General features: G+C 63.6%; 18 protein-coding genes. 5 read left to right on the top strand and 13 right to left on the bottom strand.

Features of this window, described 5'->3' with window-relative positions:
• Positions 1–900, top strand: a 900-nt coding sequence (locus ACR65W_RS01785; RefSeq protein WP_434502225.1) for an aminotransferase class I/II-fold pyridoxal phosphate-dependent enzyme, incomplete at its 5' end; no start/stop codon positions are given.
• A gap of 36 nt (positions 901–936) precedes the next feature.
• Positions 937–1,392, top strand: a complete 456-nt coding sequence (locus ACR65W_RS01780) for a protein tyrosine phosphatase family protein (protein ID WP_434499533.1) — start codon at positions 937–939, stop codon at positions 1,390–1,392.
• Here the strand turns inward: ACR65W_RS01780 and dapE are convergent.
• Genes dapE through dapD form a run of 3 tightly spaced genes read right to left on the bottom strand, consistent with a single transcriptional unit; the run spans position 1,355 to position 3,904 of the window.
• On the bottom strand, positions 1,355–2,524 hold the full coding sequence (gene dapE / locus ACR65W_RS01775) for a succinyl-diaminopimelate desuccinylase (RefSeq protein ID WP_434499541.1): 1,170 nt from the start codon (positions 2,522–2,524) through the stop codon (positions 1,355–1,357). The genes ACR65W_RS01780 and dapE overlap by 38 nt on opposite strands.
• A 49-nt stretch (positions 2,525–2,573) precedes the next feature.
• Entirely contained in the window at positions 2,574–3,047 is a 474-nt protein-coding gene (locus tag ACR65W_RS01770) for a hypothetical protein (protein WP_434499534.1), read from the bottom strand.
• Entirely contained in the window at positions 3,047–3,904 is an 858-nt protein-coding gene (gene dapD, locus ACR65W_RS01765; RefSeq protein ID WP_434499542.1) for a 2,3,4,5-tetrahydropyridine-2,6-dicarboxylate N-succinyltransferase, read from the bottom strand. Before dapD ends, ACR65W_RS01770 begins: the two co-directional genes overlap by 1 nt.
• Before the next feature lie 383 nt (positions 3,905–4,287).
• Here dapD and ACR65W_RS01760 point away from each other — a divergent pair, with 383 nt between their 5' ends.
• From ACR65W_RS01760 to ACR65W_RS01750, 3 genes are read left to right on the top strand one after another with little or no spacing between them, the layout of a single operon-like run.
• Positions 4,288–4,530, top strand: coding sequence for an AbrB/MazE/SpoVT family DNA-binding domain-containing protein (locus tag ACR65W_RS01760; RefSeq protein ID WP_434499535.1), 243 nt, complete (start codon positions 4,288–4,290; stop codon positions 4,528–4,530).
• A complete protein-coding gene (gene mazF, locus ACR65W_RS01755; protein WP_434499536.1) occupies positions 4,530–4,856 on the top strand; it encodes an endoribonuclease MazF in 327 nt (108 codons plus the stop codon). Before ACR65W_RS01760 ends, mazF begins: the two co-directional genes overlap by 1 nt.
• 23 nt (positions 4,857–4,879) lie before the next feature.
• Complete coding sequence (locus ACR65W_RS01750; protein WP_434499537.1) at positions 4,880–5,389, top strand: DinB family protein; 510 nt, start codon at positions 4,880–4,882, stop codon at positions 5,387–5,389.
• Here ACR65W_RS01750 and ACR65W_RS01745 read toward each other — a convergent pair.
• The 10 genes from ACR65W_RS01745 to ACR65W_RS01700 all read right to left on the bottom strand — a co-directional run bounded on the left by ACR65W_RS01745 (position 5,386) and on the right by ACR65W_RS01700 (position 14,707).
• Positions 5,386–6,090 carry a pyrimidine 5'-nucleotidase gene (locus ACR65W_RS01745; RefSeq protein ID WP_434499538.1) on the bottom strand — a complete coding sequence of 235 codons (705 nt, stop codon included), beginning with the start codon at positions 6,088–6,090 and terminating at the stop codon, positions 5,386–5,388. The genes ACR65W_RS01750 and ACR65W_RS01745 overlap by 4 nt on opposite strands.
• 124 nt (positions 6,091–6,214) lie before the next feature.
• Positions 6,215–6,910, bottom strand: coding sequence for an NAD-dependent deacylase (locus tag ACR65W_RS01740; protein ID WP_434499539.1), 696 nt, complete (start codon positions 6,908–6,910; stop codon positions 6,215–6,217).
• A gap of 173 nt (positions 6,911–7,083) precedes the next feature.
• On the bottom strand, positions 7,084–7,950 hold the full coding sequence (argB, locus tag ACR65W_RS01735) for an acetylglutamate kinase (RefSeq protein WP_196400827.1): 867 nt from the start codon (positions 7,948–7,950) through the stop codon (positions 7,084–7,086).
• A gap of 249 nt (positions 7,951–8,199) precedes the next feature.
• Positions 8,200–8,862, bottom strand: a complete 663-nt coding sequence (gene yihA / locus ACR65W_RS01730; protein ID WP_434499540.1) for a ribosome biogenesis GTP-binding protein YihA/YsxC — start codon at positions 8,860–8,862, stop codon at positions 8,200–8,202.
• A 74-nt stretch (positions 8,863–8,936) separates the two neighbouring features.
• Complete coding sequence (gene yidC, locus ACR65W_RS01725) at positions 8,937–10,718, bottom strand: membrane protein insertase YidC (RefSeq protein ID WP_434502223.1); 1,782 nt, start codon at positions 10,716–10,718, stop codon at positions 8,937–8,939.
• Positions 10,715–11,140, bottom strand: a complete 426-nt coding sequence (gene rnpA / locus ACR65W_RS01720; protein WP_434501081.1) for a ribonuclease P protein component — start codon at positions 11,138–11,140, stop codon at positions 10,715–10,717. Before rnpA ends, yidC begins: the two co-directional genes overlap by 4 nt.
• A 32-nt stretch (positions 11,141–11,172) precedes the next feature.
• Entirely contained in the window at positions 11,173–11,307 is a 135-nt protein-coding gene (gene rpmH / locus ACR65W_RS01715; RefSeq protein WP_083858773.1) for a 50S ribosomal protein L34, read from the bottom strand.
• Between the two features lie 289 nt (positions 11,308–11,596).
• Positions 11,597–12,664, bottom strand: coding sequence for a cytochrome-c peroxidase (locus ACR65W_RS01710; protein WP_434501082.1), 1,068 nt, complete (start codon positions 12,662–12,664; stop codon positions 11,597–11,599).
• Position 12,665: 1 nt separating this feature from the next.
• Positions 12,666–13,427, bottom strand: coding sequence for an SCO family protein (locus ACR65W_RS01705; RefSeq protein ID WP_434501083.1), 762 nt, complete (start codon positions 13,425–13,427; stop codon positions 12,666–12,668).
• Complete coding sequence (locus tag ACR65W_RS01700) at positions 13,424–14,707, bottom strand: selenium-binding protein SBP56-related protein (protein ID WP_434501085.1); 1,284 nt, start codon at positions 14,705–14,707, stop codon at positions 13,424–13,426. The genes ACR65W_RS01705 and ACR65W_RS01700 overlap by 4 nt, the downstream gene beginning before the upstream one ends.
• Positions 14,708–14,715: the final 8 nt, after the last annotated feature.

Raw genomic sequence — 14,715 nt, 5'->3', positions numbered from 1 at the left:
AATATGGCGCAGGCGATCACCGCGCCGGGCGACGTGGTGCTGGTGCCAAACCCCTCCTACCCGATCCACGCCTTCGGCTTTCTGATGGCCGGCGGCGTCATCCGCTCCGTGCCCTCGGCGCCGACGCCCGACTATTTCGTGACGCTGGAGCGCGCGATCATCCACTCGATCCCCAAGCCCATCGCGGTCGTCGTCTGCTATCCGTCCAATCCGACGGCGGAAGTCGCCTCGCTCGACTTCTACAAGGATCTCGTCGCCTTCGCGAAGAAGCACGAGATCTTCGTGCTCTCCGATCTCGCCTACGCCGAGGTGTATTTCGACGACAATCCGCCGCCCTCGATGCTGCAGGCGCCGGGCGCGATGGATGTGACCGTCGAATTCACCTCGATGTCGAAGACCTTCTCGATGGCCGGCTGGCGCATCGGCTTCGCGGTCGGCAATGAGCGGCTGCTCTCGGCGCTGGCGCGGGTGAAGAGCTATCTCGACTACGGCGCCTTCACGCCGGTGCAGGTCGCGGCGGTCGCGGCGCTCAACGGCTCCGACGACTGCGTCAAGGAGATGCGCGCGATCTACAAGCGGCGGCGCGACGTGATGGTCGAGAGCTTCGCGCAGGCGGGCTGGCCGATCCCGGCGCCGCGCGCCTCGATGTTCGCCTGGGCGCCGGCGCCCGAGCGCTTCCGCAATATTTCGACGCTCGAATTTTCGAAGCTGCTGATCGAGAAGGCCGACGTCGCCGTCGCGCCGGGCGAGGGCTTCGGCGAACATGGCGAGGGGTTCGTGCGCCTCGCGCTCGTCGAGAACGAGCAGCGCATTCGTCAGGCGGCGCGTAATTTGCGCCGCTTCTTCGAAACGGCGGATGCGCAGCTGCACAATGTCGTGCCGCTCGCCGCGCGGGGGTGACGCCGTCGCAATGAAACGCAACGCGTGAGAGCGCCAGTGGCCGATCCCGTCGACATATATAATTGGCTGCGTCTCGATGAGCGGACCACGACATCCGGTCAGCCGACGCAAGCGCAGTTCGATGAGATCGCCGCGCTTGGCGTGCGCGAGGTCATCAATCTCGCGCCCGCGACCAGTGAGAAGGCGCTAAAGAACGAAGCGGAGATTCTGGCGACGCTGGGCCTGCGCTACACGCATATACCGGTCGACTTTCAAAATCCCACAGAAGAGGACTTCGATCGCTTCTGCGCGGCTTTTGAAGGCGCCAGCGAAGCTGCGACGCATGTCCACTGCATCGCGAACTACCGGGTCTCGGCCTTCGTCTATCTTTACCGGATCGACGCAGGCATGGAAGAGGCGCGCGCCCGCGCCGACCTCGACAGAATATGGACGCCCGACCCGGTTTGGACCGGTTTCATCGAGCGGATGCGGGCTCGAAATAACGCTCGATGATGCGCGTATATACGGCGCAGAGACCGTCGATATCGGCGACGCGGGCGTTCTCGTCGACCGCGTGAATCGTCTCATTCGTCAGGCCGAACTCCAGCACCGGACAATAATTGACGATGAAGCGCGCGTCGGAGGTGCCGCCGGTCGTCGAGAGTTCCGGCGTCATTCCCGTCACCTGCCGCACGGCGTCAACCACGAGTTCGGTGAAGGCGCCGGGCTTGGTGATGAAGGAGACGGCGTTCGACGGCGGGAATTCGACTTCGACATTCGCGTTCGGCGCCGCTTCCTTGATGACCTGCAGAATGCGCTCTTTCAGCGACTCATGCGTCCAGACGTCGTTGAAGCGGACATTGAACTGCGCGCGCGCCTCGCCGGGGATGACGTTGATGGCCGGATTGCCGATGTCGATCGTGGAAAATTCGAGATTGGAGCGCTCGAAATGCGTCGTGCCTTTGTCGAGCTCGTGACCCGAGAGCGCAGAGACGATGCGCGCGATGATCGGCGCCGGATTTTCCGCGCGCTGCGGATAGGCGACATGGCCCTGCTTGCCGATGACGCGAATGCGTCCGCTGAGCGAACCGCGACGTCCGATCTTGATCATGTCGCCGAGCGTCGACGCATTGCTCGGCTCGCCGACGATGCAGTGATCGAAGCGCTCGCCGCGCGCCGCCGCCCATTCAAGCAGCTTCACCGTGCCATTGATCGACACGCCTTCCTCATCGCCAGTGATGAGCAGCGAGAGCGCTCCCTGCGGCGCGCCATGAAGCTCGACATAAGTAAGCGCCGCCGCGACGAACGACGCGATAGCGCCCTTCATATCCGAGGCGCCGCGCCCGTAGACGCGGCCGTCCGAAACTTCCGCCGCGAAGGGATCGAAGCGCCAGCGCGCGGGATCGCCCGGCGGCACGACGTCGGTATGGCCGGCGAAGGCGAGATGCGGCGCGCCCGAACCGATCTTGGCGAAGAGATTATCGATGTCGGGCGTGCCCGGCGCGGAGAAGACGATTCGATGCGTCTCGAAGCCGACCGCTTTCAACGCCTTCTCGACGACGTCGAGCGCGCCGGCGTCGGCGGGCGTCACGGACGGACAGCGAATGAGTTCGCGGGTAAGCGCGACGGCGCGGGACTCCGACATCATCAATTCGCTTTGTCAGTTCGAGCGGTTCGGACGGCGGTGAGGCGCATTATCGGCGCGACTCTTCCCGCCAACCCAATTCATAGATGGTCCACACAGCGGCGGCGACAAAGAGCGCGTCGACGCCCCAGACATACCAGCGCGACATGACCTCGGCGACGCGCGGCTGCAGAAAATGCGCGGCGCCGGCAAGCAGCGCAAGCAGCGGCGCGAGGCTCGCGAGGCCGAGCGGCGGGTTGAGGCCGCGGTCGCGACAGCGCTTGGCCGAAAGATTGATGAAGCTCACGACGATCAGCATCACGGCGAAAGCGTAAAAGATGACATAGGCGTAGGCGAGAATCGTCATCGGCGCGAAGAACGGCGTCGTCGCCAGATCATGCGCCGAATAGGGCGCAAGCGCGAACCAGATCAGCGTCAGCGGCAAAAGAACCGCGACAAGCGCGCCGGCGCCGCGCCGCCAGGTCGCGCGATCGATGCGGCCCTGTTCGGTCTGGTAGAGAAAGCGCAGGCGCTCGGCGTCCATCAATCCCTCAAAAGCTCGTTGATGCCGGTCTTGCTGCGCGTCTGCGCGTCGACCGTCTTGACGATCACCGCGCAATAGAGCGACGGGCCTGGCGTTCCGTCCGGCAAGGGCTTGCCCGGCAGGCTGCCCGACACGACCACCGAATAGGGCGGCACGTAGCCCATGTGGATCTTGCCGGTGGCGCGATCGACGATCTTGGTCGAGGCGCCGATGAAGACGCCCATCGACAGCACCGAGCCCTTGCCGACGACGACGCCCTCGACGACCTCGGAACGCGCGCCGATGAAACAATCGTCCTCGATGATGGTCGGGTTCGCCTGCAACGGCTCCAGCACGCCGCCGATGCCGACGCCGCCAGACAAGTGAACATTCTTGCCGATCTGCGCGCAGGAGCCGACGGTGACCCATGTGTCGACCATCGTCCCGCTGTCGACATAGGCGCCGAGATTGACGAAGGAGGGCATCAGGATCGCGCCCGGCGCGACATAGGCCGAGTGGCGCACGATCGCGCCCGGCACGGAACGAAAGCCCGCCGCCGTATGCTCGCCGGCGCCCCAGCCGGTGAATTTCGAGGGGACCTTGTCCCACCAGGTCGCGCCGCCGGGCCCACCCGCGATCACCGCCATATCGTTCAGGCGGAAGGAAAGCAGCACGGCTTTCTTCAGCCACTGATTGACCTGCCAGCTATCCGGGCCTTCCTGGCCTTCGATCTTCTCGGCGACGCGCAGCTTGCCGGCGTCTAAGAGACGCAGCGCGCCATCGACGGCGCGGCGGATGTCGCCCTGCGTCTCGGCGGTAATATTGGCGCGATCCTCGAAAGCGGCGCTGATGAGCGTCTCAAGTCCCGTGTGCGGCATGAAAATCCCGAAAATGATGCGGTGAAGGCTGGCGCGGTTGTAAGGCCATGGCGAGGGGAGTTCAACACGGGGCGATGTGCCATGACGACGACCCGGCGCAATGAAGACGTGCATAGCGCGCACTCTCAGCGTCATGCCCGGCCTTGTGCCGGGCATCCACGCGTCGCCGTAACGCAAGTCCCGCGGCATTGGCGCAACGTCCTGGCGTGGATGGCCGGGACAAGCCCGGTTATGACGCGGGAACCCTCGTGCAAACGCCGCTGCCCAAATGTTTGACGCGCCGGCCGCCGGCCCCTATGTTTAAACGAAGTAGATACGTAATGCCGTCATTGCGAGGAGCGCGACGAGGCAATCCAGCGCCGGCTTCTGAAAGGGAAAGCATCATGCGCGCGAAAGTGAAGAAATGGGGAAACTCCGCCGCCGTACGGATGCCGGCCGCGGTGATGGAGGAAGCCCGGCTTGCAATCGACCAGGCCGTCGACGTGCGCGTCGAAGCGGGGCGCGTCGTGATCGAGCCGCTCGCAGCGCCAGAATTCACGCTCGATGCGCTGCTCGCGGGCGTCACGCGCGACAATCTGCATGAGGAGGAAGACTTCGGCGCGCCGGTCGGCCGCGAGGCGCTCTAATGGCTTACGTCCCCGAGCGGGGCGATATCGTCTGGCTCGATTTCGATCCGCGGACGGGCCATGAACAAAAGGGCCATCGCCCTGCGCTGGTGCTCAGTCCGAAAGCCTATAATGGTAAAACCGGATTGATGCTGTGCTGCCCGATGACGACGAAGATCAAGGGCTATCCATTCGAAGTTGCGCTCGCGGACGCAAAGCCCTCGGCCGCGCTCGCCGATCAGGTGAAGAGCCTCGACTGGCGCGCACGTAAGGCGAAGAAAAAAGGCGCCGCGACGAAAGCGGAAGTGGCGCAGGCGCTGGCGAAGGCAAGGGCGTTGCTGCAATAGGCGTCCAAAAGCAAGACAATCACATGATACGCTCCACATTTGTACAGACCATGGCGCGTTACAACCGCTGGCAAAACGCCAGCCTTTACGCCGCCGCCGACAGCCTGTCGGATGAAGAGCGGCGCAAGGATCGCGGCGCTTTCTTCAAATCGATTCATGCGACTTTCAGCCATCTTCTTTGGGCGGACCATATGTGGCTGAGCCGCATTTCCGACGCCCCCAGACCTTCCACGCCGTTGAGCGAATCAGCTTCCTATCGCGACCATTGGGACAGCTTGAAAGAGGATCGTCTCGTCTGCGATGAAAAGCTGATCGACTGGGCGGACGCCGTCACCGACGACTGGCTCGCCGGCGATCTCATCTGGCGTTCAAGCCTCATGCAATCGGATATGATCAAGCCGAAGTGGCTCGTCGTCAGCCACATCTTCAATCACCAGACCCATCACAGGGGCCAGATTCATGCGATGCTGACGGCCGCCGGCGCCCAGCCGCAAGACACCGATCTGATCTTGATGGGTTCGCTCACGACTTAATTCCCGATCAATCCCTCCAAGAACACCACCAAATCGTCCGTCACGAAATCCACATGCGGTTCGTCGCCCGTGGCGATTTCCCAGGCTTCGCGCTCGGGGCCTTCGTCATGGGCCGGCGTCACCAGCACCGTCGTCATGCCGCGCGCGTGCGGAACGACGAGATTGCGGTCGATGTCCTCGAAGATCGCGGCGCGCTTGGGCTCGATCTTCAGCTTCTCGAAAAAGCGCATATAGGCGCCTTCATCCGGCTTGGCGATGAACTCCGCGGCGATGATGTCGAAAATATCCTCAAAAACATGGTCGATGCCGAGCTGCTTCGCGGTTTCGACCGCGTGATGGCGCGAGCCATTGGTGAGGATGAGCTTGCGTCCGGGCAGCGCGGCGATCGCCTCCGCCAGCGAGTGATTATGCGCCAGCGACGAGCGGTCGATGTCATGCACAAAGGCCAGATAGGCCTCGGCGTCGATCCCATGTTCGGTCATCAGCCCGCGCAGCGTCGTGCCGTATTGGCGGTAATAATGCTTTTGCAACGCGCGCAGCGAAATGGCGTCGAGGCCGAAGAGCCGCATCATGAACAACGTGATGCGCGCGTCGATCTTGGGCCAGAGGTCGGCGGTTTGCGGATAGAGCGTATTGTCGAGATCGAACACCCAGGTGTCGATCTCTGCAAAGCGCGATCCAACGGGCAAGGGTTTGGTCATTGTGCGGCCAGTTTCATGTCATTCCCGCGAAAGCGGGAATCCAGAACAACGCCAGCGATCGTTGCGGCTGCTCTCTGGATTCCCGATCGCGCTGCGCGCGTCGGGAAATGACACTGGGGCTCATTCACGGTTCCAATATCTCCTGCACCCATGACGGCGTGATCTCGCTCGCGCGGCCATAGCGCCTGTCGTCGAATTCCGCGGCGTTTTCCGAAGGCTCAAGGTTGATCTCGCAGCAGCGCAGACCTCGGGCGCGCGCCTCGCGCACGAAGCCCGCCGCGGGATAGACCGCGCCTGACGTGCCGATGGCGACGAAGAGATCCGCCGCTCTCAGCGCCGCGTACATCTCGTCCATAAAGAGCGGCGTTTCGCCGAACCAGACGACATGCGGCCGCAGCGCGCCGGCGCAGCCGCAACGCGAGTCGGTCGAAAGGTCTTCGCGGCAATCGCTCACCGCGCCGCATGAAGCGCAGCGCGCTTTGAGCAATTCGCCGTGCATGTGAATGACGCGCGTCGAACCGGCGCGCTCATGCAGATCGTCGATATTCTGCGTCACGAGCGTCAATGCGCCGCCGCGCGGGGCGAGTCCGGCTTCAAGCCGCGCCAGCGCGGCATGGGCGGCGTTGGGCGAAGCGGCGAGGAGATTGCGCCGCCGCGCATTGTAAAACGCATGCACCAGCGCCGGATCGCGGGCGAAGGCCTCGGGCATTGCGAGCTGCATCGGATCGTAGCGCTTCCACAGCGCCGCGCCCGGCCCGCGAAAAACGCCGAGGCCGCTTTCGGCGGAAACGCCCGCGCCGGTGAGGATGAAGAGGTTCATCGAAGCGCCCTCATCCGACCCTCGCTACGCGAGGGCCACCTTCTCCCGCACGCGGGAGAAGGGCAAGCGCCAATCATCGCCGCAAACGCAAGGCGAAGCGTCGCCGTTCTTCCTTCTCCGGTTCGCGGGAGAAGGCGTCGCCACGAAGCGGCGACGGATGAGAGCCTCCTCGCTCACCGCGTGATCAGCGTGCCGGCGCCGTGATCGGTGAGCAACTCGATCAGCACGGCGTGCGGCAGTTTCCCGTCGAGAATGACGACGCCCTCGACGCCGCGCTCGATGGCGTACATGCAGGTCTCGACCTTCGGAATCATGCCGCCGGTGATTACGCCCTCGGCGATCAGGCCGGGAATATCGCCGACCTTCAGCTCTTGAATGATCTGCTTGTCCTTGTCGAGCACGCCCGGCACGTCGGTGAGGAAGATGAGACGCTTGGCGTGAAGCGCGCCGGCGATGGCGCCGGCGAAGGTGTCGGCGTTGACGTTATAGCTTTCGCCGCGCGGACCTTCGGCGACGGGCGCCAGCACCGGAATGAGTTCGCGACCCAGCACCTGATCGAGCACGGTCGTGTCGACCTTGTCGGGTTCGCCCACAAAGCCGAGGTCGACGCCGTCGGGGCGTTCGATCTTTTTGGCGGTGACCATGCGCCCGTCCTTGCCCGTCAGCCCGATGGCGCGTCCGCCTTCCGAATTGATGTAGCCGACGATCTGCTTGTTGATGGAGCCGGCGAGCACCATTTCGACGACGTCCATCGTCTCTTCGTCGGTGATGCGCAGGCCATCGGCGAAGCGCGACTCGACGCCGAGCCGCTTCAGCATCGCGCCGATCTGCGGCCCGCCGCCATGCACGACGACGGGATTCACCCCGGACTGTTCGAGCAGCACCATGTCGCGCGAAAAATCGCGCGCCACCTGATCGTCGCCCATGGCGTGTCCGCCGTATTTCACCACGACGATGGCGTCGTCGTAGCGCAGCATATGCGGCAGCGCCTGCATGAGAATGCGGGCTTGCTGGAGCGCGGTGTCGACGGCGTCGTTCATCTGGAATCCTGACTGAAGGCTGCGTCAAAAACGCCCCCTCCCTGTCCCTCCCCCGCTTCGTAAACCGGGTGTTCCCGGTTTACGCATCGACCCTGAAGTCGGCAACAGCCGACTTCGAATGGGAGAGGGGACGCTAACGAGCGGCGTGAGCGACCTCTACAAAGCGCCGAATCTACTCCCTCTCCCGCGAAGCGGGGGAGGGTTGGGGTGGGGGTTCTAAATTGACCTAGCCCGCCGCGGCTGTCGCTTTCAAGCGTTTCGTTCGGCCAGGAGCTTCGCGATCGCGGCGCGAAGTTCGGGAATTCCCTCACCGCTGTGCGCCGAGGTGAAAATCACTTCAGGAAAGGCGGCGGGACGCTTCTCCAGCGCCTTCATCGTTGCGGCGAGGACCTCGTCGCGCTCGGCGATCTTCAATTCGTCATGCTTGGTCAGAATGACCTGATAGGAGACGGCCGACTGATCGAGGAGATCGAACATCTCTTCGTCGAGAGGCTTCACGCCGCGTCGCCCGTCGACGAGCACGAAGACGCGGGCGAGGCTGGCCCTCCCCTTCAGATAGTCGCGCATCAGCTGCGACCAGTTCGCGACCTTTTCCTTGCCGACGGCGGCGTAGCCATAGCCCGGCATGTCGACGAGGCGCAGCCGCTCCGCGCCTGGCGCGCCGCCGAGCGCAAAGAAGTTGAGCTGTTGCGTCCGTCCCGGCGTGTTGGAGACGCGCGCGAGCGTCTTACGGTTCGTCAAGGCGTTGAGGAGCGAGGATTTGCCGACGTTGGAGCGCCCTCCGAAGGCGATCTCCGGCGGGCCGATGACCGGCAGATCGCTCGCCTTGGCGCTCGCGAAAATGAAGTCGCAGGGGCCGGCAAAGAGAAGGCGGCCCTGCTCCGCGAAATCTGTCTGTGCTGCTTCATGCATGAGATCGGCAATCGGCAATCGGCAATCGGCAGTCGGTTTGTCTACTGCCGACTGCCTAAGCCCGACTGCCGTCCCTAAGCGCGCTGAAACGTCTTGCGCAGATTGTCCCAAAACTCGAACTTCACGCCGGCGCGCTTCATGATGACGCCCTGCTGCACGATGGACAGGAGATTGTTCCACGTCCAGTAGATCAGCAGGCCGGAGGCGAAGCCGCCCATGGTGAATGTGAAGATCACCGGCATCCAGGCGAACATCGTCTTCTGAATCTCGTCGGCAGGCTCCGGATTCATCTTCATCTGCAGCCACATCGAGCCGCCCATCAGCAACGGCCAGACGCCGAGCGCGAGATAGGGGCCGAAGATCGCGACATGCGTTGGGTCGAAAGGCAGCACCCCGAACAGGTTGAAGACATTGGTCGGGTCCGGTGCCGAGAGATCCCGGATCCAGCCGAAGAACGGCGCATGACGCATTTCGATGGTGACGACCAGCACCTTATAGAGCGAGAAGAACACCGGGATCTGCACGATCACCGGCAGACAGCCGCTCGCGGGGTTAACCTTCTCCCGCTTGAAGAGCTCCATCTGCTCCATGTTGAACTTGTGCTTGTCGTCGCCGTATTTTTCCTTCAGCTCTTTGATTCTTGGCTGAATCGCCTTCATTTTGGCGATCGACTGATAGCTTTTGTTGGCGAGCGGCAGGAAGGCGAGCTTGACGATAACGGTCACCGCCAGAATGGCGAGGCCGAAATTCCCCAAGAGCTTGTAAAGGAAGTCGATCAGCCGGAACATCGGCCGGGTGATGAAGTAGAACCATCCCCAGTCGATCAGAAGATCGAAGCGTTTCAGGCCAGGATTGGCCTTATAGGCGTCGAGCACGTCGACGACCTTGGCGCCGGCGAAGACATAGGTCGTCGTCTCCGCTGATTTCCCGGGTTCGATGGTCTTCTGGTCGCTGACCGTATCGGCCTGATAGGTTTTCACCGCGCCGCCCATCGAGGCGAAGCGCGCCTCCATGGGCAGATTCTGGTCGGGAGCGACCACGGCCGCCCAATATTTGTCCGTCAGCCCAACCCAGCCGCCGACCCCCTTGTAGGTCTTGACCGCGTTGTCCTCTTTCTCGATCTTGTCGTAGGTGACTTCCTCTCCCGTCTCGCCGACGACGCCGACGAAGCCTTCGTGCAACGCCGCATAGCCCGCGGATGGCGGGTGGCCGACGCGGCTCACGCGCGCGTAATTATAAAGCGTGACGGGGGCGCCCGCCTTGTTCTCGACGCTGTCCTGGATAGTGAAGAGATATTCGTCGTCCACCGAGATGACGCGTTTGAAAACGAGGCCCTGGCCATTGTCCCAGGTGAGCGTCACCGGCGTCGTCGCGGTCAGCCTATCGGAATTCGTGGTCCACAGCGTCTCGGTGGTCGGCAGAACCGGCGCGTTCTCCGTTTCCGCGGTCAGATAGCCGAGTTCCGCGTAATAGGGGTTGGGCCCGTCCTCGGGCGAGAGCAGCGTGATGATCGGGCTCGAGGGGTCGACGGTCTCGCGATAATTCTTCAACGAGACGTCGTCGATGCGCCCGCCCTTCAGCGCGATCGAGCCGGAGATTGATCTGGTGTCGATGGCGATTCGAGGGCTCAGCGCCAGCGCTTGGGCGAGACTCTTGGGCGCGGCCTTTACCGGCGGCTGGCCGGCTGTGACCCGCTCGGGCGCGCCGAGCTGAGGAACCTTGGCAAGCTGCTCCTGCTGCGTCTGCGCCCGGCGCTGCTTGTCGATCTCGGGGAAGGCGTAGAAATAGTCCCACAGGCCGATGAAGACCAGCGACAACGCCGCGGCGAGGATCATGTTCTTAACGTTTTCACTCATGGCCGCGTAAGCCTGTCTTCCTGTTTGCGTCTCGGGCGCGCCGCGCCGCGATCGTTCAACCTGGCGAGTCCTTCAGTCATCTGCGCGAGCAGTTCGGCGAATGGCGCGGAGAGGGACACGGGCCGCGCGACGAAGACGTAATCCCGGCCGGGCTTCGCGCCAAGGGCGCCGCCGAGCCGCAGCGCCTCGCGCAGCCTGCGGCGAATGCGGTTGCGACCCACCGCGCCCGCGACCTTCCGCGTAACGGTAAGGCCGAAACGGGCCGGCGCATGCGAGTCCGTGAGCTCCCGCGGCGCCATCTGCACCGTAAAGGCGGGCATTGCGACGCGCGCGCCGCGCGCCGCGCGCACGAAATCTCCGCGCCGGCGCAGCGTTTCCGGGCGCGGGGACGTCTCATCTTCGGCGGGGACTTGCGCCTTCATGCAGTCATCCGCCTCGTCCGTTCAGAGCCGTATCAGGCCGAGAGACGCTTGCGTCCGCGGGCGCGCCGCGCGGCGATAACGTTGCGGCCGCCGACCGTGGCCATGCGGGCGCGAAAGCCGTGACGGCGCTTGCGCACGATCTTGCTGGGCTGAAATGTCCTTTTCACCGTTCTTCTCCGCTGGCGAAAGGGACTTACGCCCGCTCTCGCGCTCGTCTTGCTGTCGCCGTCGACGACCTCGCCGCAGACGGCTTAAAAATGCTTCGGCGTTCCCGACGACGCGCAGCCGTCACAAAACATTCGCCGCCCCTTTTGGAGCGGCGCCGATCGCAGGCATATAGGAGAAAGCGCACGTTCAAGTCAATGTTCGTCCCGCCGGTTTTGCGCCGGCGCCTCGCGAAAACGACCAAATGCGACGCGACCGATGCTCGGCGAGTTCCCATCCGCCGGTCGCGATTCAGAGCGCCTCGAGAAAGACGACGATCGCGGTTTTTTCTTCTGGGGTCAGCTCCAGCGGACGGATTTTCGGGTCGAGCGATGGATTGGCTCCCCCGCCGCCATCGTAGAACTCGACAACCTCCGCGAGCGTCCTCAAGCTTCCGTCGTGCATGTAGGGCGAACTTTCGCTGACGCCGCGCAGCATCGGCGTCGTATAGGCCCATCGGTCCGTGGGCGCATTGGTGATCTCGAAACGGCCGACGTCATTCGGCGCGCCGGTCTGAGCGAGGCCGACCGCCGCGAGGTCGACATTTTGAAAAACGCCGGGCGCGAGCTGCACCAGCCTTTTCCCCCCCGCCGCCCCGGTCCGAAATCCGACCCCGGTATTGTGCCAGGATTGATCGGTAAAGAGCGCCGTCTCAGCTCCGATCAGATGGCAGGCGGCGCAGCCCGCCTTGCCGATGAAAAGCTCGTAGCCTAGCCATTCCTGAGGCGTCAGCGCCGCGCGTTGGCCGCCATAGACCGCGCGATCGAATCGTCCGCCGCCGCGCAGCAGCGAAGCTTCATAGGCGGCGATGGCGCGCCCCAGCGTCATCATCGTCGCGCCCTCGCCCGGAAAGGCCGCCTCGAACAACGGCCCATATTCGGCGTCGGCGCGAAGCCGGGCGACGAGCGGACCGATCCCGGCATTGCCCATCTCGTCGGCCGCGAGCAGCGGCCCCCAGACCTGCGCGGCAAGATCGGTCTCGCGGCCGTCGTGAAACAGGAATTTCTTGAAGGCGACATTATAGAGCGAGGGCGCGTTGCGCCGCAGCGACCGCCCCTCCATGCCGATCGAGAGCGCGCTTTGATTGGAGGCGAAGCCCTGCGCCGGAATATGGCACATGGCGCAGGACAACGTGCCGTTCGCGGAGAGGCTGCGGTCGAAGAACAGCTTTTCGCCGAGCCTGCGCATGGCCGGCGCGCCCGCGACCGCGGCGGGGACGGGCGGAAGCCCCAGCGGCGACGGCTCCTGCGCGCCCGCTGGCGCGGCGAAAAGCATCGGGGCAAGAAAAAGGGCAAGAAAAGCCGGCGCGGCGCGGCGCATCTCAGCGCTCCTTCGGCCGGTTGTCCGCCTCCGGAAACTCTATGGCGAGCGTTCGCGCGTCATTGAGCAGGGTTTCGGGCGTGAGGAAGGCGGCGCTGTAGATCTCGCGCACCCAGCCGTCGGGATCGACGAGAAAGACTTTGAGCATGTGATTGATCGCGCCCGAACGCCGCCCAGCCCGGTCGGTCTCGAAAGCGATGTCCTGACCCATTTGCGCGACCAGCGGCGAGAGATCGCTCAGCGAACGGCTGGTGATAAACGCCCAGGGAACCCTGTCGACTTCGTTCTCGCTGGTTTGCAGCAGACGCATGACCTTGGGCGTATCGTGCTCAGGATCGAGACTCGCGAAGACAAGCCGCAATCTCGATTTGAGCAGCGGATCGTCTTTGGCGTCGCGCGCGACAGTCTCGAAGGTCGACCAGGCGAGAGGACAGCCTGCCGGATCGACGCAATGCGCATAGAAAAAGGCGAGAGCCGTCACCGCGCCGCGCGTCTGTGAGGAGAGCTGCGTCGCCCTGCCCTCGGCGTCGAGCAGTTGCGCATCGGGCATGCGCTGAATGCGCTGAAGAACATAAGCGCCCGGCCGCGGGAGATGGGCGGCGCCGGCGGCGGTAGCCTGCGCGCGCGTCTCAGCCGCGCGCAGCGGCTCGGCCAAGGGTGCGATCAAGGGTGCGGTCAAGAGCGTCGCCAAAAGCAGCGCGAGACCGACGAACGCGGCGAAAGGCGCGCGGGCGCCCTTCGCGTATTTTGCTCCGCTCGTCACGGCAGCTCGGCCTTCTGGGCGCGCGCGGTGAATTTCATATGATGCGCGCGGCCGAGTCCCTCCTTATGGAAGTCGACGACGAAATCTTCCCTAAGCTCCTTCCCGTCCCATGAGTAGCCCTTGAGGAACTGCTCGTTTTCGGCGCCCTTCTTGTCCCAATTGGCGAGCAGCGAGGTCGTGAAATAAACGCGCTTCCCGTCCCAGCTTTGCGAGACCATATTCACCTGCGCGCCGATCTTTTTCGCATAGACCTGTTTCGGCGCTTCCGGATTGGAAAGATCAAAGAGCCGCGCCGTTCCGTCCATGAATGTGTTGACCCAGAGCGACGATGCGTCGGACGCAATCGAGATATCGACGGGCAAGGGAATTTTGGATGGATCGCCGACGTCGGCGACGGCTTTCGCCTGCCACTCGTGCTTGTCGTCCTCTTTGATCAGGTAGAGTTTCGAGGTGAGCGCGCCGGCGGTGATCGCCCAATTGGCGCCCGGCTTCAGCGCCCAGCGAATTTCGAGCGGCGCGCCGGGAACGGAAAACACCTTTAAAGGCTGCATCGCCTTCAAATCCCACATCACCATCGTGTTCCCGAAGTTCTTCATCGCGGAATCGTCTTGGATGAGCTGGGAAAGATCCATCATGTAGTTGGTCCAGCCCGTAAAACTCGACGTCAGCATGCGGTTCTGGGCGGGATTGATGGCGATGTCGTAGCCATAGCCGTCGCCGCCGTCAGTGAGCGGCATCGGCGTCGTCGTGACGAGTTCGCCGGCGTTGTTGTAGGTGATCAGCCCGGTGACGCCGCCGTGATCCTTCTTGTTCGAAAGCGCCTGCACCAGCATGCGGCCGGGCAGCGCATAGAACGTGTGCGGGCCGACATAGCCCGTGCTCTCGGCGAGATTGTCGATGGTTTTGACAAGCTTCGGCGTCGAGGGATCGGAGCCGACGTCGAAGATGAAAATCTTGCTGTCGTCGAGACGGCCGGCCCAGAGATATTTGCGATCGTCGGTAAATCCCATGTGATGCGCTTCGCCGCGCCCGCCGACGGAAATCGCGTGGATCACTTTGCCATAGGTCGCGGAGCCGGGAATGACGTCGATCGTGACGAGCTTGTCGGATCCATCGCCGACGCCCTTCTCGCCGAGCGTCCAGACGTGGAGATACTGTTCCTGCCCCTTGATCAGCCCGCTCATGAAAGGCGAGTTGCAGGTCTCATCCGCGACAGCCGGCGCAAGCGCCCAGGCGGATACAAGCGCACACACTGCTGCGCGCAACGGCAAACTCTTCATTCAACCAC

The organism is Methylocystis sp., from assembly GCF_051062815.1.
Lineage (GTDB): Bacteria > Pseudomonadota > Alphaproteobacteria > Rhizobiales > Beijerinckiaceae > Methylocystis.
This window is presented reverse-complemented; position numbering and strand designations above follow the sequence as displayed.